At 70.0% G+C, this 22,765-nt stretch carries 20 protein-coding genes and 1 pseudogene; 14 read left to right on the forward strand and 7 right to left on the reverse strand.

What is annotated here, in order from left to right:
* Positions 1-11: 11 nt before the first annotated feature.
* Complete coding sequence (locus QFZ82_RS22970; RefSeq protein WP_307714940.1) at positions 12-1,583, forward strand: FadD3 family acyl-CoA ligase; 1,572 nt, start codon at positions 12-14, stop codon at positions 1,581-1,583.
* 111 nt (positions 1,584-1,694) lie between these two features.
* Here the strand turns inward: QFZ82_RS22970 and QFZ82_RS22975 are convergent, their stop codons facing one another.
* A complete protein-coding gene (locus tag QFZ82_RS22975) occupies positions 1,695-2,207 on the reverse strand; it encodes an NUDIX hydrolase (protein WP_307714941.1) in 513 nt (170 codons plus the stop codon).
* Complete coding sequence (locus tag QFZ82_RS22980) at positions 2,204-3,466, reverse strand: XRE family transcriptional regulator (RefSeq protein ID WP_307714942.1); 1,263 nt, start codon at positions 3,464-3,466, stop codon at positions 2,204-2,206. Before QFZ82_RS22980 ends, QFZ82_RS22975 begins: the two co-directional genes overlap by 4 nt.
* 233 nt (positions 3,467-3,699) lie before the next feature.
* Between QFZ82_RS22980 and QFZ82_RS22985 the strand changes: the two genes are divergently transcribed.
* The 5 genes from QFZ82_RS22985 (at position 3,700) to QFZ82_RS23005 (ending at position 7,139) form a co-directional block, all read left to right on the forward strand.
* Positions 3,700-4,206, forward strand: coding sequence for an ATP-binding protein (locus tag QFZ82_RS22985; RefSeq protein WP_307714943.1), 507 nt, complete (start codon positions 3,700-3,702; stop codon positions 4,204-4,206).
* A gap of 190 nt (positions 4,207-4,396) precedes the next feature.
* Entirely contained in the window at positions 4,397-5,524 is a 1,128-nt protein-coding gene (gene amcB, locus QFZ82_RS22990; protein WP_307714944.1) for a cyclophane-forming radical SAM peptide maturase AmcB, read from the forward strand.
* A complete protein-coding gene (gene amcA / locus QFZ82_RS22995; protein ID WP_307714945.1) occupies positions 5,502-5,678 on the forward strand; it encodes a multiple cyclophane-containing RiPP AmcA in 177 nt (58 codons plus the stop codon). The genes amcB and amcA overlap by 23 nt, the downstream gene beginning before the upstream one ends.
* A 40-nt stretch (positions 5,679-5,718) precedes the next feature.
* On the forward strand, positions 5,719-6,408 hold the full coding sequence (locus tag QFZ82_RS23000; protein ID WP_307714946.1) for a pentapeptide repeat-containing protein: 690 nt from the start codon (positions 5,719-5,721) through the stop codon (positions 6,406-6,408).
* A gap of 17 nt (positions 6,409-6,425) precedes the next feature.
* Entirely contained in the window at positions 6,426-7,139 is a 714-nt protein-coding gene (locus QFZ82_RS23005) for a hypothetical protein (protein WP_307714947.1), read from the forward strand.
* 261 nt (positions 7,140-7,400) lie between these two features.
* Here QFZ82_RS23005 and QFZ82_RS23010 read toward each other — a convergent pair whose 3' ends face one another.
* From QFZ82_RS23010 to QFZ82_RS23025, 4 genes and pseudogenes are all read right to left on the reverse strand, one after another.
* A complete protein-coding gene (locus QFZ82_RS23010) occupies positions 7,401-7,529 on the reverse strand; it encodes a hypothetical protein (RefSeq protein ID WP_307714949.1) in 129 nt (42 codons plus the stop codon).
* Between the two features lie 169 nt (positions 7,530-7,698).
* The gene (locus QFZ82_RS23015) at positions 7,699-7,941 is read right to left on the reverse strand and encodes a hypothetical protein (protein WP_307714950.1); all 243 of its coding nucleotides are present in this window, start codon (positions 7,939-7,941) and stop codon (positions 7,699-7,701) included.
* A 211-nt stretch (positions 7,942-8,152) separates the two neighbouring features.
* Entirely contained in the window at positions 8,153-11,110 is a 2,958-nt protein-coding gene (locus QFZ82_RS23020; protein WP_307714951.1) for a BTAD domain-containing putative transcriptional regulator, read from the reverse strand.
* A 124-nt stretch (positions 11,111-11,234) separates the two neighbouring features.
* A pseudogene (locus QFZ82_RS23025) lies at positions 11,235-11,665 on the reverse strand (hypothetical protein).
* A 165-nt stretch (positions 11,666-11,830) separates the two neighbouring features.
* On the opposite strand from QFZ82_RS23025, the gene QFZ82_RS23030 reads away from it, so the two are divergent.
* Complete coding sequence (locus tag QFZ82_RS23030; protein ID WP_307714952.1) at positions 11,831-13,051, forward strand: amidohydrolase family protein; 1,221 nt, start codon at positions 11,831-11,833, stop codon at positions 13,049-13,051.
* Between the two features lie 36 nt (positions 13,052-13,087).
* Here QFZ82_RS23030 and QFZ82_RS23035 read toward each other — a convergent pair whose 3' ends face one another.
* Entirely contained in the window at positions 13,088-13,687 is a 600-nt protein-coding gene (locus QFZ82_RS23035) for a Uma2 family endonuclease (protein WP_307714953.1), read from the reverse strand.
* Between the two features lie 157 nt (positions 13,688-13,844).
* Here QFZ82_RS23035 and QFZ82_RS23040 point away from each other — a divergent pair, with 157 nt between their 5' ends.
* From QFZ82_RS23040 to QFZ82_RS23070, 7 genes are all read left to right on the forward strand, one after another.
* Positions 13,845-14,258 (forward strand): PaaI family thioesterase, encoded by a 414-nt coding sequence (locus tag QFZ82_RS23040; RefSeq protein ID WP_307714954.1) that lies wholly within the window; start codon positions 13,845-13,847, stop codon positions 14,256-14,258.
* Positions 14,259-14,349: 91 nt separating this feature from the next.
* A complete protein-coding gene (locus tag QFZ82_RS23045; RefSeq protein WP_307714955.1) occupies positions 14,350-15,270 on the forward strand; it encodes an LLM class F420-dependent oxidoreductase in 921 nt (306 codons plus the stop codon).
* Between the two features lie 37 nt (positions 15,271-15,307).
* Entirely contained in the window at positions 15,308-16,060 is a 753-nt protein-coding gene (locus tag QFZ82_RS23050; RefSeq protein ID WP_307714956.1) for an SDR family NAD(P)-dependent oxidoreductase, read from the forward strand.
* A 117-nt stretch (positions 16,061-16,177) separates the two neighbouring features.
* The gene (locus QFZ82_RS23055; protein ID WP_307714957.1) at positions 16,178-17,299 is read left to right on the forward strand and encodes an LLM class flavin-dependent oxidoreductase; all 1,122 of its coding nucleotides are present in this window, start codon (positions 16,178-16,180) and stop codon (positions 17,297-17,299) included.
* A gap of 453 nt (positions 17,300-17,752) precedes the next feature.
* Positions 17,753-19,492, forward strand: a complete 1,740-nt coding sequence (locus QFZ82_RS23060) for an amidohydrolase family protein (RefSeq protein WP_307714958.1) — start codon at positions 17,753-17,755, stop codon at positions 19,490-19,492.
* Complete coding sequence (locus QFZ82_RS23065) at positions 19,489-20,943, forward strand: aldehyde dehydrogenase family protein (RefSeq protein ID WP_307714959.1); 1,455 nt, start codon at positions 19,489-19,491, stop codon at positions 20,941-20,943. Before QFZ82_RS23060 ends, QFZ82_RS23065 begins: the two co-directional genes overlap by 4 nt.
* Positions 20,944-21,195: 252 nt before the next feature.
* The gene (locus tag QFZ82_RS23070) at positions 21,196-22,761 is read left to right on the forward strand and encodes an APC family permease (protein WP_307714960.1); all 1,566 of its coding nucleotides are present in this window, start codon (positions 21,196-21,198) and stop codon (positions 22,759-22,761) included.
* Positions 22,762-22,765 lie beyond the last annotated feature (4 nt).

Genomic DNA, 22,765 nt, shown 5'->3' on the forward strand with positions numbered 1-22,765 from the left:
AGGGGCTTGCGATGCGACGCGGCGACCTGGAGTGGGGCTCCGTCCCGGGGCTGGTGCGGGACGCGGCCGAGCGGTACGGGCAACGGGAGGCCGTCGTCGACGGCCGCACCCGCGTCACCTACGCCGAACTCGGCGCACGCGTCGAACGCGCCGCCGCCGCGTGCATCGCCTCCGGCGTCGCCAAGGGCGACCGGGTCGCGATCTGGGCGCCCAACACCCTCGACTGGATCGTCTCCTCGCTCGGCGCGGTCACCGCGGGCGCCGTCCTCGTTCCCCTCAACACCCGCTTCAAGGGAGCCGAGGCCGCCGACGTCCTGCGGCGCTCCCGCACCCGGCTCCTGTTCGTCACCGGCACCTTCCTCGGCACCTCGTACGTCGCCTCGCTGCGCCGCGCCGACGGGGAACTGCCCGACCTGGAACAGATCGTGGTCCTCGCCGACAGCGCGCCCGACGACCCCCACTACCGCACCTGGAAGGACTTCCTCGCGGGCGGCGACCTGGTCACCGCCGGCGAGGTCCGGGCCCGGGCGGACACCGTCACCAGTGCCGACCCGTCCGACATCGTGTACACGTCGGGCACCACCGGCCGCCCCAAGGGCGCGGTCATCACCCACGCCCAGACGCTGCGCTGCTACGACCTGTGGAGCGAACTCGCCGGGCTGCGCGCGGGCGACCGCTATCTGATCGTGAACCCGTTCTTCCACACCTTCGGCTACAAGGCGGGCGTGATCGCCTGCCTCACCCGCGGCGCGACGATGGTGCCGCAGCCCGTCTTCAACGTGGACACGGTCCTCGCCAACATCGCCGCCGAACGGATCTCGGTCCTGCCCGGACCGCCGACCCTGCACCAGTCGCTGCTCGACCATCCCGCCCGGGACCGGCACGACCTGTCGGCGCTGCGCCTCGTGGTGACCGGGGCCGCGGTCGTGCCCCTCCGCCTCGTCGAACGCCTCCGCGGCGAACTCGGCGTCCCCACCGTGCTGACCGCCTACGGCCTCTCCGAGGCGAGTGGCATCGTCACCATGTGCCGCCGCGGCGACGCCCCGTCGGTGATCTCCGCGACCTCGGGCCGCGCGATCCCCGGCACGGAGGTGAAGGTCCTCGCCGCGCCCGGCGAACCGGGCGAGATCCTGGTCCGCGGGCACAACGTGATGACGGGCTACTTCGAGGACCCGGCCGAGACGTCCCGGGCCCTCACCCCGGACGGCTGGCTGCACACGGGCGACGTGGGCGTCCTCGACGCGGACGGCAACCTGCGCATCACGGACCGGATCAAGGACATGTTCATCGTCGGCGGCTTCAACGCCTACCCGGCGGAGATCGAGCAACTGCTCGGCCTGCACCCCGACATCGCGGACGTCGCGGTGATCGGCATCCCGGATCCCCGCCTCGGTGAGGCCGGCAAGGCGTACGCGGTCCGCCGCCCGGACGCGACGCTCACGGCCGACGACCTGATCGCCTGGTCGAGGCGGGAGATGGCGAACTACAAGGTGCCGCGGCAGGTGGAGTTCGTGGACGCACTGCCGCGGAACGCGAGCGGGAAGGTGCTGAAGGGGGAGCTCAGGGCGCGGCACGGCAGGTGACCGGCAGTCCTAGCGTTTGTGCTGCCTCGACGAGCCGCTTGTCGTGCGCGACCAAGGCGATGAGCGAGCGGCCCAGCATTCGCCGCCGTAGATGCCGGAGTACTTGTCCGCTCAGGCAATCTTGACTCCGTTCTGCAGGTACCGAGGCACACCGTCCTCAAGTACCTTCAGCGCCGCCTTGTACCTGCGGCCGAGCCCGTCGCGCAGGATCTCGCCCGCTTCCTCGGGAGGAGCGAACCGCAGAGCGGAGAGCTCGTGGTCGTGTGGCCGGAGCCCTGTGGCGACGGCGTCGCCCAGGGTTCCGCCGTCGAAGATGAAGGAGATCTGGTCGTCCCACGGGCCGTGCGGCGCCACCCAGTCGACGATCAACAGTCGGTGGAGCGTGACGTCGAGCCCAATTTCCTCCCTCAGCTCACGCCGTGCCGCATCGTCTGGAGATTCATTGGCCTCGGCCATCCCGCCGGGAAGGTCCCAGCCCGGCTTGTACGTGGGTTTCACCAGCAGGATGTGCCCGGCGACGTCGCGCAGTATGACATCGGCTGCGACGCGCTTGCGGGCCTGGGTGGCGTTGCCCTCTGCGAGGTAGGCGTTCCAGGCGTCAGGGTCTGCGGGGGTGGGCCTCATGGCGCGGTGCCTTTGTCTGTCGTCGGGATGATGTCTGCGAGCAGCAGCATTCTGGTCCGTCCCGCCTCGTCGAATCGGGTCAGGAGATCCCGAACCGGGGGATGGCCTCGATGTGGGCGGAGGAGCTGGCGCAGACCATCGAGCTGGTGGATGACGCGGACAGAGCCGAGGGCGGGGTCGGCGGCGAGCAATTCGTGGCCGATGTCCACAGCGGCGTCCAGCTCCTGACAGCGGATGTGGATGCGGACCAGCGTGATGCGACTCAGGGCCAGCGACCGCGCCCGGCCGGATTCCCGCAGGGCGATCGCTTGCTCGGCGTGGATCAAGGCGTCGCCGTATCGCGCCGAATCGGTCAGGACGAGAGCCGATTCGCTGGCCAAGGCAGCCCGGTCGAACGGGCTGAGCCAGGGATGGTCCGCCTCGGGTAACTCAGCGAGTACCCGGTGAGCCGTGTCGAGCGCGCGATCGGCTGCGGTCGGCTGAGAGGCGGCGGCCAGGGCCCGAGCCGCCATCGTGTGCAAACGGGCTGTGAGCGCGGGGATGTGTGGTGCCTGGCCCGTCAGGTCGAGGCCGGTACGAGCCCAGTGGACTGCCGCCGCTGGGTCGCCGTTCTGGAGGGCGAGATGGCTGTTGCTGGCAGCAATGTTGGCTGCCAGCGGGACATCGCCGGAGGCACGTGCCAGGGGGAGTGCCCTGGTGAAGTGGCGGAATGCGAGATCGTTGCGGCCTGAGTCGTGGGCCATCCACCCGGCCATCTCGCTCAGTGCAGCCGCCGCCGCGAAGATCTGAGGGTTACTGCTGGCATCGACGAGACGCGGGCCGACGTTGTGACTCAGGTGCCGGACGACGGCGCCGTACAGACGGCCGCCGCCGGCCTGTCGGTCCGCGTTGCGGAAGGCGTCCATCGCGGACAGGTCGTCATCGTCAGGCGATAGGTCTTGGCCGATCGGCGTCGGCTGGGTGGGAGCAGGCTCCCAGGGGCGTCTGGCGAGACCGAGAAGCTGTCCAGGAATGTGGAACGCGTCCGCGATCTGCTCGAAGATGACGAGCTTCTCGACCCGGCTCTTGCTCCTCATGTAGTCGTAAAGGCGTCCCTGGGTGATGTCGACAGCGGCTGCGATGCGGCGGGTGCTGATTCCGCGGTGGTTGAGCAGTCGGAACAGTGCTCCCATGTCGCGCCGTGCGCAGGCGCCGAGTAGCCGCTCGTCGCTGAGCAGCCCGGCGACGACGTCGCGCGGTTCCGGCTGGGCACGATCCATCGATGTCTCCCCGTACGGCGTGTTCCGAGACTATGCCCAACGATGCTGAGATGACTCCGTCTTGGGGTCACCTGGCGGAGTCTCGCGGATGACATGAATGCCCGTTGACTGAGCTCCGTCGTCCGAGGTCGCAGCAGGAATTGTGGTGCCGGCCCGTACGGCGTGATCGCGGCTCCGTCTGCCCGCTCGATGCGGATCGGAGCCATTCCGTACCAGTCCGAGGAGCCGTCCTCATGACCAGACGCCGAGCCCGAATCGTCGTTCCTGGAGAGATGTCCGCCGTCACCTTCGCTCGCAAACGCGTTCTCGCGTACGTCACCGGCTGGGGTGTACCGATGGCCGCCGACGAACGGGAGGCGGTGAAGCTGGTCGCCTCAGAACTGATCACAAATGCCGTCGTGCACAGCGACGGCCTGGTCGTCGTCGGTCTCTACTATCACCTGGGAGAAGGTCGGCTCCTTCTCGTCGTCCACGACCATTGCCCCGAGCCGCCTTGTCGACAGCACGCTGCGGATGACGACGAGGGCGGTCGTGGCCTCGCCCTGGTGGATTCCGTGGCCGCTCGGAACGGCTGGGAGCCGACTCGGCGTGGCAAGAGGGTCTGGGCCGAGTTCGATGTCCCGGTCTGTGTGCCGAATCCTGGAGACAGGGCGCTGTTGCGGTCGCGGTTGCAAGCCATCGCGTCGCACCAGCACGTCCGCCACCCTCAGTCCCCGCTGGTGAAGGCGGCCGTGCTGTGAGTGGCGCTCGCCACGACGCCCTGCCCGAGCGGATTGAGTTGCCAGGTATCCGACTCGTCTTGGCTGCGACTGGCCTCTGGCTCATCCCGCCGCTCGTCATTCTCCACATTCACGGAGACGATCGGCTTGATCCGACTCCATTCATGGCGAACGCCGTTCCGGACTTCGTATCCCTGCATGAGGAGGAGGCGTGATCACATCCATCCGTCCGTTCGGGCGTCTTGCCGCTGCCCCCAGTGCGGTGATCATGCAGCCAACGACACTCTGCCAGCCGCTCGACTGCCGGTACTGCTATCTGCCATTTCGCAAGGACAAGCACCTCATGCCCCTGGAGGTCGCCCATGCCGTGGCGGAGTCGACCAACGCCTGGGCCTTGGCGGATCCACAGTTCGAGGTGGTCTGGCACGGTGGTGAACCGCTTTCGGCCGGCCACGAGCATCTGGCTCGCCTCATGGCACCCTTCACCGCAGGCAAGCACACCGTGCAGACGAACGCCGTCCTGGTGGACGACGCTTGGTGCGAGTTCCTGCTGGAGCGGGACGTCGGCGTGGGTGTCAGCATCGACGGCCCGGAGCACATGAACACGAACCGCGTCACCCGAGCCGGTCACCCTGCCCATCGCGTCATTCTGCGAGGTATCCAGCGCCTCAAGGCCCACGGGATTCCGTATTCGGCCATCGCCGTCGTCACCGACCCCGACCCGAGTCGCGCGGCGGAGTTCTACGAGTTCTTCGTCGAGCTCGGCTGCCATTCCCTGGGCGTCAATGTCGAGGAGCAGGAGGGCGTCAACACCTCGGCGCACGAGCCCGACCTCGGTCAGGTCGTTGAGTTCTGGGCAGCACTCACCTCGGCGTGGGAGGCCAGCCCCGTCATACAACTGCGCGAAGTTTCACGGGTGCTGGCGTTCGCGGGCGCGGTGCTTCGGCATGAATCTCCAGCAGGGCCGACGTCAGCGCCGTGGGATCCGCTGCCGACCATTGCCTACGACGGGAGCGTGGTTCTCCTCTCCCCGGAGCTGGCCGGCTTCACCGATCCGCGCTTCGGCGACTTCACCACAGGCAACGTTCTGCATCACAGCCTCCACCGCCTCGTGGCCGAGGCCGAAGAGCGCACGCCCTGGCTTTCGGAATTCTGGCGTGGCGTGGACGCCTGCGAGTCCACCTGCTCCTACTTCGGCTTCTGTGGCGGGGGCCACCCGGCCAACCGCTACTTCGAGCACGGCGGCCGTATGGACGGCACCCGCACTCACTACTGCTCAACAGCAAAGATCGCGCTCTTGAAAGGAGTCACCCAGCATGCCCACGAACACCGCAGCTGAACTCGTCATCGAATCTGCCGACCGGTTGCGTGCCCTCATCCAGGCCGGCGGATCATCACCTACGGCGAAGTTCGACAACCGCCCCACATGGGCCAACAACACGCCGAAGTTCGACAACCGTCCGACCTGGGACAACTGGAACAAGAAGAAGTAGCCTCGGCCGACCCCGACCCCCTCAGAGATGGAGTACGACCGTGGACAGCCGCACCTTCGGCAGCGTCACGCTGACCCTGCCCGCCCTCGACGAGCCGGGCCTGTATCTGTCCAGTGTTGAGTCCCTCGAAGGGGGCCGGGGCATCGTTCAGGACTTCCAGTACGTCGATGCCCGCCTGCGCTCGCTCGATCTCATCGAGGCCCAGCTCGTGAGCGGTCGCATCACCGGCCTACGGACCGCCCGCGCCCACTTGCAGCAGATGCGGCTGAACTCGGTCGAGTTCGACGGCTGCGATCTCGGCTCCGTCACCTGGCGTGACAGCAAGCTTTCCCGAGTCGTCTTCCGCAACTGCAAGATCATGGGCGCCGGGATGGATGAGCTGGTTCTCGAGGACGTTCTGTTCGAGCACTGCCAGCTCAGCTACGCAGCCTTCGACAAAGTCCGGGCCACCGGACCGGTCGCCTTCTCCAAGTGCGTACTCACCGAAGCATCGTTCACAGACTGCGATCTCACCGCGGCAGTACTCAACACCTGCACCCTGCGGGCGACCGAGTTCGGGAAGGGGCGCTATCAAGACCTCGACCTGCGCGCCAACGATCTCTCTGCTGTACGGGGTGTCGCCCACCTTTCCAAGGTCATCATCAATCGCGCCCAGGAGCTTGAGCTTGCCCAGGCTCTTCTCGCGGAACTCAATGTGACGTACGGCGAAGACCTTGACCCCGATCGCTGACTTCGAAGGACTCCATCATGACGTTGAGCATCGCAGCCACCGACATCACTGCCTTACGCGAACGATGTGGGGTGGCCGTCCTACGCACCGTGCGCGCCGACCCCGCCTATGAGAACGGAGCCGTCCTTCCCACCGGTCCCTGGACGAGCATTACCGACGACACCGCACAGGACCTCGTCGCCTCCTCGCCGATCGGGGACAGCACCCTGGTCGAACTGGTGAAACCGCCCGTGCCCGCCGAGGCCCTCAGCTCCTTGATTCAGCGTCTGGGAGATCCCGAGGCGATTCACCTGGGTCAGGCCCGTGCACCGATGGACGTGCTCACCACCACCCGTAACCACGAGAACGACGGATACCGAATCGGCCTGCACGTCGACAACTGGGACAGGCTTCCCTACGCCACCAAACACACTGGCCGCCGCCGGATCTGCATCAACCTCGGTCCAGGCACCCGCTATCTCCTCCTCGCAGACCTGGATATCCGCACCATCTGCCGGGCGCTCTACCAGGATTACGCGGACCGGTACCCACACACGGACGACCTGAGGAGGTATGTCGGATCCGGCCACACCGTGCTCTGCTACCGGATCCGCCTGGAGCCCGGCGAGGGCTACATCGCCCCCACGGAACTGTTCCCGCACGACGGCTCCACGGAGGGACTGCTGGAGCCCTCCACCGCCGCGTTCTGGCTGGGCCACTGGCCGCGTGGGGTGCTTCCGTCCCTCATCTAGGCCAGGATTCCGCGCTGGCCTCGTCCGGGTGGACGCAGCAGCCCTGACACAGTCCAGCCGCGTTCGCACGCAGACGGTGCAGCTCTACGCGTACACGGTCGGCTGGGGGAGCTGGGCAGGGAGCTGAAGTCCGGCCGAGGATCCAGGGTGAGGCGCTCGGCGGTCGGTCTAGGTGGCGATTGGCTTTTTGTTTGCTCGGCACCGAAACCAGGGGGCCGAGAAGGACTCGACCCCCTGATGGGCTTAATGCGCCGCCCGAGGTTACGGGATGTGGTTGTCGAGGGGTGCCACCGGGATGTGGTTGTCGGCCATGGCGGTGCCGGCGGTTCCGAGGCCAAGGGCCATCGCGAAGGCGGCTGCACCGCAGCCTTCGTCGTGCGGGTCATGCAACTCCCCTATGGGGTGAGTTGCATGGGCTCCATGACACTATCGAGATACGGTCATGCGTTCGACGCTAGGGCGCGATCACGCCATCAAATGGCCTGATCAAATGGCACGCAAACCGGCCGCGGCGGCTCCCCCTCCGCGCCGCCGCGGCCGTTTCCCCGTCGTGAGTGGCTCAGTCGGTCGGCCGCACCGGCTTCAGCGGCTCGGACGTCGCATGCGTGTCCATGGGACGGATGTCACCGCCGGTCGCGTGGGTGTCCAGCGTGCGGATGTCGCCACCGGTCGCATGGGTGTCCATGGGACGGACGTCACCGCCTGTGGCGTGCGTGTCCTGCGTGGTCACCGTGTCCTCGCCGGCACCCGTGGCGTGGGTGTCCTGTGGCTTGAGGATCGGGTCCTTCTGCGCGTCAGCCATGTGTGCTGCCCTCCCGTTGGTGGTTCGGTAGTGCTTGGTTGGACGAGACCCGCCCGGCCGTTCCCCCGAGGACTTCCGGACGGGCCTCTCAGGGCGGCTCACCCTAACGGTGGTGCCGCAGGTGTCCCCCGTCTGCCCCCCGACGCGACGGATCGACAGGAACGAGGATGCCCGTCCGCGATAAACGAACGATGAACGACCCGGCAGAAGGCTATGCGGCCGTGGCCGGCGACAACAGCGCCTGGACGTCGGCGGACTCGGGCGATCCGAGTTCCTCGTAAATCGCCAGCGCCTCGCGCCAGCACACTTCTGCCCTGCCGGTCTGGCCCAGCCCGTTGAGGGCTTTGCCCAGCACGGTCAGCACATTGCCGCGGCGCCATTCCCCGCCGATGCCGCGCAGCACGGTGAGCGCCATCTCCGCGTTGGAGGCGGCCTGCGCGATCCGGCGGCCGGCGATGTCCGCCTCGGCCAGGCGGAACAGGGTCATCCCCTCCCACAGCCGCTGCCGGCTGTCGTGGAAGACGTCCAACGCCTCCAGCAGCCGCGCCGTCGCCTCCGGGATCTGGCCGCTGCGGGTGAGCGCCATGCCCAGCGCGTAGCGGGCGTTGGCGCCGCGCAGGGCGTGGCCCATCGCGTCGTATATGTCGAGACCCTGCTGCGCCAAGGCCACCGCGCTGGCCGTGCGTCCCATCGCCAGATGGATGCGGGACAGATTGCACAGGGCGGACGCCTCGCCGGGAAGGTTCTCGCCCGCTCGGAAGTCCGCGATCGCCCGCTCCAAATGCTGCTCGCCGTCCGCCTGACGGTTCTGGTAGATCGCGATGACCCCCCGGTGATTGGACGCCCAGCAGCCGGTCAGGGGATCGTCGACGACGTGGGACAGCGACAGCGCCTGCTGCGCCTCGTCGTCGGCCTGGTCGAAGCGGCCGGCCACGAGGTGGGCATTGCTCAGGGTGACGAGGGAGCGGCCTTCTGCGCGGGCGTCACCGCAAGCACGTGCCGCATCCAGCATGGCGGCGGCCGCGGCCTCGTACTGCTTGGAGTTCGCGCCGGATTCACCGAGGTCCAGGGCCGCCCACAGCAGATCGACCGCACGCCGCAGGGTGCTCGGGCCGGACGACTGCCGGACGCAGGCGAGCAGTGCGTTCGCCTCCGCGTACAGCCAGTCCTGCGCCTCGTGCCGGTCCTTGAACGACAGCCCCGCGCCCCCCGTCGGCTCCAGATGGTCCACGAGCCGGTCCCCCGGACGCTCGATCGCGTACACCCGCGCCGCCGTCCCCAGATAGAAGTCCAGCAGCCGCGACAGCGCCGCCTCCCCTTCCGACGGCGGCTGTTCGTCCCGCTCCGCGCATGCACGCGCGTAGAGCCTCACCAGGTCGTGGTAGCGGTAGCGCCCCGGCGCCGCCGACTCCAGCAGGGACGTGTCGACCAGGGCCTCCAGCAGGTCCTCCGTCTCGTGGAGGGGGAGCGCCAGCAACGCCGCGGCAGCCGACAGCGACATGTCCGGGCCGTCCGCCAGGCCCAGCAGGCGGAAGGCGCGGGCCTGGGCCGGCTCGAGCTGGCCGTAGCCCAGCTCGAACGTGGCCTTCACCGCCAGGTCGCCCGCCTGGAGCTCGTCCAGCCTGCGGCGTTCGTCCGCGAGCTTGGCCGCCAGGACCGAGACGGTCCAGGTCCGGCGCGACGCGAGGCGGGAGGCGGCGATACGGATCGCCAGCGGCAGGAACCCGCACGCCGCGACCACGTCCAGCGCCGACTCCCGCTCCGCGCGCACCCGTTCCTCGCCCACGATCCGCGTGAAGAGCTGCAGCGCCTCCTCCGGCGACATCACGTCCAGGTCCACCAGGTGCGCGCCCGCGAGGTCCACCATCCGCACCCGGCTGGTGATCAGCGCCGCGCACCCGGCCGTGCCCGGCAGCAGGGGCCGGATCTGGGCCGCGTCGCGTGCGTTGTCCAGCAGGACGAGCACCCGGCGCCCGTCCAGCATCGAGCGGTACAGCGCGGCCCGCTCGTCCAGGGTGTCCGGGATCGCGGAGTCCGCCGCGCCCAGGGCGCGCAGGAACGCGCCGAGCACGGTCTCCGGCTCGGCGGCCCGGTTGCCCGCGCCCTGGAGGTCCACGTACAGCTGCCCGTCGGGGAAGTGCTTGCGCGCCTGGTGGGCGACGTGCACCGCCAGCGTCGTCTTGCCGACGCCGCCGATGCCCGCGAGGGCGGAGACCGCCATCACCGAGCCCTCGGCGGTGGCGAGCTGGTCGCCCAGCTCCCGTACGAAGGAGGACCGGCCGGTGAAGTCCGGGACGGTGGCGGGAAGTTGCGCGGGGCGCGTGACCTGCGGTGCGGGTGTCGGCTCCTCGACCGGCCGCGCCAGCTCCGCGTCCGCCTGGAGGATGCGCTGCTGGAGGCGGGCCAGCTCGGGCCGCGGGTCGACGCCCAGTTCGTCGGCGAGCAGACGCCGCGTGTCGGCGTACACGGCCAGGGCCTCCGCCTGCCGTCCGCTGCGGTACAGCGCGAGCATCAGCAGTTCCCGCAGCCGCTCGCGCAGCGGATGCGCGGCGGTGAGCGCGGTCAGTTCCGAGACGGCCTCGGCGTGGCAGCCGAGCTCCAGGTCCAGGTCGAGGCGGGTCTCCAGCAGTTGCAGCCGCCACTCCTCCAGCCGGGCGCGCTGGTTCTCCGCGTACGGCCCGGGGACGTTGGCCAGCGGCTCGCCGTCCCACAGGCCGAGCGACTTGTTGATCAGGGTCCGGGCCTGGGAGCGGCCGCCGGCGGAGCGCGCCTTGTCCGCCTCCGCGGCGAGTTCCTGCGCCACGGCGAGGTCGAGCGCGTCGCGCCCCACCCGCAGGGCGTAACCGCCGGATTCGGTCACGAGCGCGGCGGCGGGCAGGGACTTGCGCAGCCGGGAGGCGTACGTGCGAACGGCGGCGAGGGCCTGCGAGGGCGGTTCCTCGCCCCAGATCGCGTCGATCAGCTCCGACGCCGTCGCGGTCCGGCCGTCGCGCAGCAACAGCGCGGCGAGCAGGGCGCGTTGCTGCGGCGAGCCGGGCGGCAGGGTCTCCGCGCCCCGCCTGACCCGGACCGGCCCGAGCACGCTGAAGTGGAGCTGGGCCGCGTCGTCCGCTCCGCTGTGCAGCGGAGCGCGCTGATTCGGTACGCGTGGCCCGCTGTCACGGTCCATTGGCTGCCCCCTGCCCGTACTGCCGGAAATCGCCCTCGACAGTCTGCCCTGTAGGGGGCGGCCCCGTCAGCAGCGGGGCACCTCCGTCTCCCGCCTGCCCGTGTGAGCCTCGTCCCACACCTGATCAGGGACGATAGACCGTTCCGGGCTGCGGTTCGGCGGGCGCGAGGAGCTCGGGGACCGTGACGAAGGTGTAACCGCGTTTCTTCAGCTCCTCGATGATGCCGGGGACGGCGGGCACCGTTCCGTCGTAGATGTCGTGGAGCAGGATGATTCCGTCAGGCGCGGAGTGTCCTTGCCGGGGCCCGCGTCGAAGGTCACGGCGATGCACTTGGCCTTCTCGCAGTCCACGGCCGGTCGGGCCTCCGCCCCGACGCCCTTGCCGCTGCCGGGCTGCTTGCCGTCGGAGAGCGCCGCCCCGTCGGCGCGGGCGTCCGCGCGCGCGTCGGCGGGCGAGGTGGCGTCCGCCGAGCAGCCGGCGAGGACGAGCGCGAGCGAGGCGGCGGCGAGGGCCGAGACAACCCGCGCCCTGCGTATGTGCGTCTTGACGGGCATGACGGTGTTCCCCCTGTGTGGTGGTCGCGGCGCGCGGCGGTGTGCGCGGTGGTCTGCCGCGTGCGTGAGCGCACTATACACAGAGCGTATACGTGGAGTTCATAGCGACTTCGGAGTAGTCACCACTAGCTGACGAACCGTCAGATCGGGGCTACCGTGAGAGACATGGAGACCTTCCCCAAGATCATCTCGGTGGACGACCACACGGTCGAGCCCCCCCATGTCTGGCGGGACCGGCTCCCGTCGAAGTACCGCGACACCGGCCCGCGCGTCGTCAGGGCCCCGCTGAAGGACATGACCTTCCTCGGCGGAAAGTTCTCCCCGGTCATGGGGGCGCCCGGCGACGACGGCCCGATCGGCGACTGGTGGGTGTACGAGGACCTGCACCGCCCCCTGACCCGGCTCGACACGGCCGTCGGGTACGACAGGGACGAGATCAAGCTGGAGATCATCACCTACGAGCAGATGCGCCCGGGGTCGTACTCCGTGCCCGACCGGCTCGCCGACATGGACGTCAACCACGTCCAGTCCGCGCTCTGCTTCCCGACCTTCCCCCGCTTCTGCGGCCAGACCTTCACCGAGGCCGCCGACCGGGAGCTCGGCCTGCTGGGCGTGCGGGCGTACAACGACTGGATGGTGGAGGAGTGGTGCGGCCCCGAGGCCCGCGGCCGGCTGATCCCGCTCACCCTCGTCCCGCTGTGGGACGCCCGCCTCGCCGCCGACGAGGTCCGGCGCAACGCGGCACGCGGAGTGCGCGCGGTCGCCTTCTCCGAGATACCTCCGCACCTCGGACTGCCGTCCATCCACACCGACGCGTGGGACCCGTTCCTCGCGGCGTGCGACGAGACCGGCACGGTCGTCGCCATGCACATCGGCTCGTCCTCGAGGATGCCCTCGACGTCGGCGGACGCCCCGCCGGCCGTGGGATCGACCATCACCTTCGCCAACTGCTGCTTCTCGATGGTGGACTGGCTGATGAGCGGCAAGTTCGAACGCTTCCCGAACCTGCGGATCATGTACGCCGAGGGCCAGATCGGCTGGATCCCCTACATCCTGGAACGGGCCGACGTGGTCTGGGAGGAGAACCGCGCCTGGGGCGGCGTCGCCGACAAGGTCACCCGCCCGCCCTCCGAGCTGTTCGCCGAGCACGTGTACGGCTGCTTCTTCGACGACGCCTTCGGCCTGCGGAACCTGCACGCGATCGGCGCGGGCAACGTGCTGTACGAGACGGACTACCCGCACTCGGACTCGACGTGGCCGAAGTCCAAGGAGGTCGGCGAGTCCCAGACGGCCCACCTCCCCCCGGACGTGGTGAACCGCATCGTGCGCGGCAACGCGATCGACCTGCTGGGCCTGACGGAGGACGGGTTGTGGGCGGGGGCGTAGCGCTGGACCGGGCCGGCCCGGGCCTGGTTCCAGGCGTCAGCCTTCGCTGGGCGCCTGGAATCCCGTCGTGTCGAGGTGACAGTCGAACGGAGCGGGGATGTGGATCTTCTCGCCGAAGGGCACGGTGAGGTGGGAGGCGTACCCCTTGGCGGTCGGCGACCAGAAGACGGTGGCACTGTCCTCCTGCATGTCGAGCAGGAGATAGACAGGAACGCCGGCCTTGCCGTAGCGCTCGGCCTTGTCGGTGAGATCGTCGTCTCGCGTCGAGGGTGAGGTCAACTCGGCGACGAAGGAGAGCCCTTCCCCGTCCAGGTGGCGGCTTGTCGTCCGGCGGGTCTGACGGTGAGCCGCGTGGACGTCCGGTCCGTACGCCCGCTCCACGCCGGGGAACACGTAGAGGGCGGGAGCCGAGCTGATCCGGTGTCCCTCCGGAAGGCGGGGGCGCAACTGATCGCAGACCAGATCCATGACGTCGAGGTAGTACGCCTTCGACCACGGCGACACGACGATGTTCCCCCTGATGATCTCGGCGTTGAAGCCGTCGGGCACATTCAGCTCGTCGAGGGCTTCGCAGAGCTCCTCGAAGCGGCGGGGGTCGGCGCCGTCTGTCGTCGGACGTTCCAGCATCACTGTCATGATGCGCCTCCCTCGCGGTGCGGACCAGTCGATACTCGGCGTAGCCCCGCGTCGACACGAGTGGCCGAATCCGTCGGTGGAGGAGCCCTTGTCCCCCCGGGGCCGCTACCCCGGGGCCCGCTACCCCGCGGCCCCCGTTCGCGGCACCATGCTCCGCATGACGCTCTCCCTCGCCGAAGCCGACAAGATCCTCTCCGACAACTTCGCGCCCTGGGTGCTCGACCTCGGGCTGACCGTCCACGAGGCGGGCGAGCTGCGCGCGGTGCTGCGCCTGCCGTGGTCCGAGCGGCTCGCGCGGGAGGGCGGGGCCCTGTCCGGGCAGGCGCTGATGGCCGCGGCCGACACCGCCACCGTGATCGCCGTGTCGTCGGCGCGCGGCGGCTTCGTCCCCATGACGACGGTCCAGCAGTCCACCAGCCTCCTGCGCGCCGTCACGGGCGCGGACGTCCTCGTCGACGCGCGGATCACCAAGCTGGGCCGGCGCATGGCGTTCGCCGACATCACCATGACGCCCGAGGGCGAGGACGCTCCCGCGGCCCGCGCCTCCACGGTGTACGCGCTGCTGGGGTAGGCGGCGCAGGGGCCTTGCCTCATGGACCGCGGGACAAGACCATGGGCGGGCCATCGTTCATGACGGTCCGTCAGATACGAGGAGTCCTCCCATGGTCGCGTACGGGATGCAGCTCCCGGTCCAGTCCCAGAGCGCCCTCTACGCCGAGTCCTGGGAGGCCGACGCCGGGCCGGGCGCGCTCGTCGAGATCGCCCGCGCCGCCGACCGCGCCGGTTTCGCGTACATCGCCGTCTGCGACCACGTCGCGATCCCGCGCCGTCTCGCCGATGCCATGTCCACCGTCTGGTACGACCCCGTCGCCACGCTCTCCCACCTCGCGGCAGTCACCGAACGCGTCCGCCTCCTGAGTCACGTCGCCGTCGTCGGACTGCGGCACCCTCTGCTGACCGCCAAGCAGTACGCGACCCTCGACCACCTCTCCGGCGGGCGGCTGATCCTCGGGGTCGGTGCGGGGCATGTGCGCGAGGAGTTCGACGCGCTCGGCGTCGGCTTCGACCACCGCGGGCCCGTGCTGGACGAGACCGTCGACGCGCTGCGGGCGGCGCTCGGCCCGGAGGAGTTCCCCGAGTTCACCGGGGAGCGGTACTCCTTCAAGGATCTGGGGCAACGGCCCCGGCCCGCCCAGGAGCGCGTACCGCTCTGGATCGGCGGCTCCTCGCCCGCCGCCGTCCGCCGCGCCGCGCTCAAGGGTGACGGCTGGCTGCCGCAGGGCGACCCGCGCGACCGGCTGCCCGCGCAGATCGCCCGTATCAGGGCACTGCGCGAGAAGGCCGGGATCGAGGCGCCCTGCGTGATCGGCGCCATCACCGAACCGCTCTACGTCGGCGAACCCGCCTGGCGCACCGGCCGCAGGACCCTCACCGGCGGGCCGCAGGCCCTCGCCGATGCGCTGCGCGCCTACGCGGCGATGGGCGTGGACCAGATCCAGGTCCGTTTCCGCAGCCGCGGCGTGGCCGAACTGACGGACCAGATGGCGGCGTTCGCCGCCGAGGTGGCTCCCCAGCTCGGATGACCCTCGAACCATCCTCGAACGACCAGGGAGACTCGGCATGGGCAAGCTGGACGGACGCGTCGTGTTCATCACCGGTGCGGCACGCGGGCAAGGCGAGGCGGAGGCCCGGCTCTTCACGGCGGAGGGCGCACACGTGGTCCTCGCCGACGTCCTCGACGAGCAGGGCGGGAAGCTCGCCGAGGAACTGGGAGCCCTGTACGTCCACCTGGACGTGAGCCGGGAGGACGACTGGACCGCCGCGGTCGCCGCTGCGAAGGACGCCTTCGGGCGCGTCGACGGCCTGGTCAACAACGCGGGCATCCTGCGCTTCAACGAGCTGGTCGGCACGCCGCTGGAGGAGTTCCAGCTGATCACCCAGGTGAACCAGGTCGGCGCGTTCCTCGGGATCAAGACGCTCGCCCCCGAGATCGAGGCCGCCGGCGGCGGGACGATCGTCAACACCGCCTCGTACACGGCCCTGACCGGCATGGCGTACGTCGGCGCGTACACCGCCTCCAAGCATGCCGTCCTCGGCCTGACCAGGGTCGCCGCGCTGGAGCTCGCCGGGCGGGGGATCCGGGTCAACGCCGTGTGCCCGGGTGCGGTGGACACCCCGATGAGCAATCCGGAGGGCGCGGACCCCGGCACGGTCGAGGAGCTGTACCGCACGCTCGTGCCGCTCGGCCGGGTCGGGCGGCCGGAGGAGGTCGCGCGGCTCGCGCTCTTCCTGACCGGTGAGGACTCCTCGTACATCACGGGTCAGCCGTTCGTCATCGACGGGGGATGGCTCGCCGGGGTCAGCGTGCTGTGACACGGCAGCGGCCCCGACTGACGAACTGTCAGGTATTGCGTTCCCGTCCGGGCGGTGGAACAGTCGGAGCCATCCTGATCTGACGAAGCGTCAGAAAAGATTGGGCGGTGAACCCCCGTGGAATTCGGCATCTTCGTACAGGGATACCTCGGCAAGCGCGCCGCGACCGACCCGCTCGCCGAGCACAAGGCGCTCATGGAGGAGACCGAGTACGTCATCCAGGCGGACCGGTCCGGGTTCAAGTACGCCTGGGCCTCCGAACACCACTTCCTGGAGGAGTACTCCCACCTGTCGGCCAACGACGTCTTCCTCGGCTACCTCGCGCACGCGACGGAACGGATCCACCTGGGATCGGGGATCTTCAACCCTCTCGCACCCGTCAACCACCCCGTCAAGGTCGCCGAGAAGGTCGCGATGCTCGACCACCTGTCGAAGGGCCGCTTCGAGTTCGGCTCGGGCCGCGGCGCGGGATCGCACGAGATCCTCGGATTCATGCCGGGCATCACGGACATGAACCACACCAAGGAGATCTGGGAAGAGACGATCGCCGAGTTCCCGAGGATGTGGCTCCAGGACGAGTACGCGGGCTTCCAGGGCAAGCACTGGTCCCTTCCGCCGCGGAAGGTCCTCCCCAAGCCGTACGGGAAGGCCCACCCCGCCATGTGGTACGCGGCCGGCTCCCCGTCCTCGTACGCGATGGCGGGCCGGAAGGGCCTTGGCGTGCTGGGCTTCAGCGTGCAGAAGGTCTCCGACATGGAATGGGTCGTCGAGTCGTACAAGACGGCGGTGAAGGAGGCGAAGGCGGTCGGCGCGTTCGTCAACGACAACGTGATGGTGACGTCGACGGCGATCTGTGCGGAGACGCACGAGAAGGCGGTCGAGATCGCGGCCGGCGGCGGACTGAACTACCTCCAGTCGCTGCTCTTCCGCTACCACGACACCTTCCCGCGGCCGGAGGGGATCCCGGAGTGGCCCGAGCTGCTGCCCGAGTACACGGCGGAGATCATCGAGCTGCTGATAGCGGAGGAACTGATGATCTGCGGCGACCCGGGGGAGGTGCTGCAGCAGTGCAAGAGGTGGGAGCAGGCGGGGGCGGACCAGTTGTCGTTCGGGCTGCCGACCGGGGTGTCGTACGAGGACACGATGACGACGATCCGGCTGATCGGTGAGCACGTGATCCCCCACATCGACACGGACCCGATCCACCGCACGACGCGCTTCCGGGAGTCGGCGGGCTGAGGGGTGGCGCCTGCGGCGCTGTGTTCCCCACCCCGCCCTCCCCCTACGGTCTGGCGGCCGTGGGAGGGGCCCCTACCTACGCCCTGTGGGCGTGGGGGGACCCCAGCGCCTCAAGCGCCGGCGGGGCTGGATTTCGCTGCGCGAAGTCAGCCCGTCCGGTGGCACCACCCACGGCCGCCAGGCCGTAGGGGAGCTTGAGGACACCGCGCGAAGCGCGGTACGGGGCCTGGGGCGAAGCCCCAGTTCGGGATGGGGCGGGGTGGGGAAAGGCCCGCCCCGGACGCCACCCGCCCTCGCCCCCTCCCCCACCACGCGGGTGGCGTCTTCCCGGACCGCCACCCGTACCGGCCCGGCCGGCGTGCGCCCGTTCGCGGCCGAACGCGGCGCCCCCCGGCCGGGCCACACACCGCCCACGCGCAGGCGACCACCCATCCGCACGAGAAGGGACGCCCCATGCTCGACCACCTCATACGGCGCGCGACCGTCGTCGACGGCAGCGGCGGGCCCGCCTTCGCCGCCGACGTCGGCATCCGCGACGGCCGCATCGCCGTCATCGCCCCGCCGGGCAGCGTCACCCAGGACACCCGCACCGCCGAGGACGCCACCGGTCTCGTTCTCGCGCCCGGCTTCGTCGACCCGCACACCCACTACGACGCCCAGCTGTTCTGGGACCCGTACGCCACGCCCTCCCTCAACCACGGCGTCACCACCGTCGCGGGCGGCAACTGCGGCTTCACCCTCGCCCCGCTGAACCCCGGCCGGCCCGAGGACGCCGACTACACGCGGCGCATGATGTCCAAGGTCGAGGGCATGTCGCTGGTCGCTCTGGAACAGGGGGCTCCCTGGACCTGGCACACCTTCGGCGAGTACCTGGACGCGCTCGACGGCCGGACGGCCGTCAACGCCGGGTTCATGGTCGGGCACTGTGCCCTGCGCCGCCATGTCATGGGGCCGGACGCCGTCGGCGGGCAGCCCACGCCCGCGCAGCTCCGGCGAATGACCGGCCTCCTCCACGACGCCATGGACGCGGGCGCCTGGGGCCTGTCCACGACCCAGTCGTCGACGCACTCCGACGGCGACGGGCGGCCCGTCGCCTCGCGGCACGCCCGGCCCGAGGAGCTGATCGCCCTGTCGAGGGCCGTGGGCGAGCACGAGGGCACCCAGCTCGAAGCCATCGTCGCGGGCTGCCTCGACCGGTTCGCGGACGAGGAGATCGACCTGCTCGTCGCGATGAGCGCCGCCGCCGGGCGGCCCCTCAACTGGAACGTCCTCACCATCGACGCCGCGGTTCCCGAGCGCGTGCCGCGCCAGCTCGTACCGAGCGAGCGCGCCCGGAGGGCCGGCGGCCGGATCGTCGCCCTCACCATGCCGATCCTGACCCCCATGAACATGTCGCTCGGCACGTTCTGCGCGCTCAACCTGATCCCCGGCTGGGGCGAGATCCTCGCCCTCCCGGTCCCCGAGCGGATCGCGAAGCTCCGTGCCCCGGGGGTCCGGGCGGAGATGCTGCGCCGCGCGGAGGCGAAGGAGGCAGGCGTCTTCCGCCGCCTCGCCGACTTCGGCCGGTACGTCATAGGCGACACGTACGCGAAGGAGAACGAGGGCCTGACCGGACGGGTCGTGCGCGACATCGCCGCCGAGCGCGGCCAGGACCCCTTCGGGTGCCTCGTCGAGATCTGCGCCGAGGACGAGCTGCGGACGGTCCTGTGGCCCATGCCCACCGACAACGACCCGGCGTCCTGGGCGCTGCGGGCCGAGACGTGGCAGCACGAGGACGTCATGCTCGGGGGCTCCGACGCGGGCGCGCACCTGGACCGCATGTGCGGGGCGCCGTACACGACGCGGTTCCTCGGGGACTGCCTGCGCGGCCGCGCGCTGGTCGGCCTGGAACAGGCGGTCAGGATGCTCACGGACGAGCCGGCTCGGCTGTTCGGCCTCCGCGAGCGCGGACGGGTCCAGGAGGGCTGGCACGCGGACCTGGTGCTGTTCGACCCGGAGCGGATCGACGCCGGCCCCGCGCGGCTGGTGCACGACCTGCCCGGTGACAGCCCCCGCCTGGACGCGCCGGCGATCGGCGTCGTCTCCGTCCGTGTCAACGGCGTCGAGACGATCAGGGACGACCGGGTCACCGGGGCCGTGCCGGGCGTCGTGCTGCGCTCGGGACGGGACACGAGGAAGGTGTCGACCCGATGAGGCCGCAGAAGCTGTTCATCGGCGGCGCGTGGGTCGAGCCGGACCTCGGCCACTACGAGGTGGTCGACCCGGCCACGGAGGAGGTCGTCGGGCTCGCGCCCGAGGCGAGCCGCGCCCAGGTGCACCAGGCGGCCGCGGCGGCCCGGGAGGCGTTCGCGGCCTGGTCGCGTACGAAACCGGAGGAGCGGGCGGCGATCCTGGACCGGGCCGCGGACCTCGTCCAGCGGGACGCGGAGGCCCACACCGCGCTCGCCCGCGCCGAGACGGGCGCGACCACCGCCACCGCCCGCGGCATGCAGGTCGCCGTCGGCGCGGCCCGCTTCCGCCGTTACGCCCGGGGCGCGCTGGAACCCGTCGAGCAGGCGGTGCCCCCGCAGATCAACGCGGCGGGCCCCATGGGGAGGGCGGGCGTGTTCGGTGCGGTCGCCGTGCGCCGCCCGGTCGGTGTCGTCACCTGCATCACCTCGTACAACAACCCGTGGGCCAATGCGGCCGGCAAGGTCGCGCCCGCACTGGCGGCGGGCAACACGGTCGTCGTCAAGCCCGCCCCGCAGGACCCGCTGTCGGTCTACCGGATGGCCGAGGCGCTTCATGAGGCCGGTGCCCCGCCCGGCACGGTGAACGTCGTGACGGGTTCCGCGTCCGCGGCGGGGGAGGCAGCCGTCGACTCGCCGGACGTCGACATGGTGAGCTTCACCGGCTCGACGGCGGTCGGACAGCGCATCGCCGAGGTGTGCGGCCGTTCGATGAAACGCCAGCTGATGGAGCTCGGCGGCAAGGGGGCGGCGCTCGTCTACGACGACGCGGATGTGGAATCCGCAGTGCGCGGGATCGGGACGACGTTCTCCTTCTACAGCGGCCAGATCTGTACGGCGCCGACGCGCGTGCTCGCGCAGCGTGGCGTCTACGAGCGGGTGGTGGCGGGCCTCGCCGCGTACGCCGGGCGGCTGCGGGTCGGCGATCCGGCCGACCCGGCGACGGTGGTCGGCCCGCTGATCTCGGCCGCGCAGCGCGACCGGGTCGAGTCGTACGTGGAGCTGGGCCGCAAGGAGGGGGCGCGGCTGGTGGCGGGCGGTGAGCGCCCGGCGTTCGAGCGGGGCTCCTACGTCGCGCCGGCGCTGTTCGCGGACTGCACCAACGACATGCGCGTGGTGCGGGAGGAGATCTTCGGGCCGGTGGTGGTCGTGGTTCCGTTCGACGACGAGGAGGAGGGTGTGGCGCTCGCGAACGACAGCGACTACGGCCTGATCGACTACGTCTGGTCGGGCGATGTGGCCCGCGCGTTCCGGGTGGCGGGAGAGCTGCGGGCGGGCGGGGTCGGGGTGAACACGGTCGGCCGGAACATGGAGGCGCCGTTCGGCGGGTTCAAGCGGAGCGGGGTGGGACGGGACGTCGGGTCGTATGCGCTGTATGCGTACAGCGAGCTCCAGGCGGTGGTGTGGCCGGGGTGAGGACGGCCGCCGAACCTGCGGGAAAAGGTGTCCGAAAATCGCCGTGGGAAATTTTGAAACCGGACAAATCGGTCATGGCTGCGGTTATCGCAATCGAGAGCGGGTCGGCTGCGGCCTGGTAAAGCTGGCCTGGTGGTCCCTGTATGTCTTCCAATCATGAACCAATCGGCCGATGTGACCTTCGAATCCAAAGGGCAGTATTCGGACTTCGATCTTCCGGATGTGGAAACCGCAGGACTTAACGTCCTGTTCATGACCCAGATCGATGCGCGGCCGCAGGCCGGAGATGCAGTACGGGGCGCGGCCGCCCCCGAAGACGCCGGAGGCGTCCGCGAGAAAGGCCTCGGCGGAAACTCCGTCGGCCTGATGGGCGGAGCCGTCATCGGCGTCTCGACGGTTGCCCCCGTCTACTGCCTGACCTCGACACTCGGACCCACCGTCGGGGAGGTCGGCCTCCAGATGCCGGCGATCTTCCTGGCCGGCTTCCTCCCGATGCTCCTCGTCGCCTTCGCCTACCGCGAGCTCAACAAGGCGGTCCCGGACTGCGGCACCTCCTTCACCTGGACGGTGAAGGCCTTCGGCCCGCGGATCGGCTGGATGTGCGGCTGGGGTCTGCTGGTGGCCACCGTCGTCGTCCTCTCGAACCTCGCCGGAGTGGCCACGTCCTTCTTCTGGCTCACCGCCGGAGAGATCAGCGGCAGCGAGAGCGTCGCCGCGCTCGACGGCAACAAGGCCGTCCACATCCTCACCACGCTCGCCTTCATCGGCGTCGCCACGGCGATCAGCTACCGCGGCATCACCGCGACCAAGTGGGTCCAGTACGCCCTGGTCGGTCTCCAGCTCACCGTCCTCGCGATCTTCGCCGTCATGGCCATCGCCAAGGCGGACCAGGTCGCCGGCTCCCTGGACTTCTCCCTGTCCTGGATGAACCCGCTCGGTGTCGAGTCCTTCTCCGCCTTCACCGCCGGACTCTCCCTGTCGATCTTCATCTACTGGGGCTGGGACGCCTGCCTGTCCATCAACGAGGAGAGCGTCGGCAGCACCCGCACCCCCGGCCGCTCCGCCATGCTCGCCATGGTGATCATCGTCGTCTCGTACCTGATGGTCGCCATCGCCGTGCAGATGTACGCCGGCATCGGCGAGAAGGGCACCGGCCTCGGCAACCCGGACACCTCCGACAACGTGTTCGCGGTCCTGGCCGACCCGATCATGGGCTCGGGCCTCGGCATCCTGCTCTTCGTCGCCGTCCTGGCCTCCGCCGCGGCGAGCCTCCAGACGACCTTCATCCCCGTCGCCCGCACCGCCCTCGCGATGAGCTCGTACGAGGCCATGCCCAAGGCGTTCGCGAAGGTCCACCCCCGCTTCAAGACCCCCGGTCTCGCCACCGTCGCCGCGGGCGTCGCCACCGGCCTCTTCTACACGGTGATGAGCCTCGTCAGCGAGAACGTCCTGGTCGACACCATCTACGCGCTCGGCCTGATGATCTGCTTCTACTACTCGATCACGGCCTTCGCCTGCGTCTGGTTCTTCCGCAAGGAGCTCTCGCGCTCGGCGGCCAACCTGATGATCAAGGGAGTGCTCCCCGGCGTCGGCGGCCTGATGCTCACCGCCGTCTTCGCCAAGACCCTCTACGACATGTGGGACCCGGCCTACGGCTCGGGCTCCTCCGTCCTCGGCATGGGGTCGGTGTTCGTGATCGGCGTCGGCCTGCTGCTCCTCGGCGTCGTGCTGATGCTCGTGATGCAGCGCCGCAGTCCGGCGTTCTTCCGCGGCGAGGTGCTGACGAAGGAGACGCCGGCCCTGGTGATGGCCGACTGACGGA

It is taken from the genome of Streptomyces sp. V4I23 (assembly GCF_030817975.1).
In the GTDB taxonomy this organism is placed as follows: domain Bacteria; phylum Actinomycetota; class Actinomycetes; order Streptomycetales; family Streptomycetaceae; genus Streptomyces.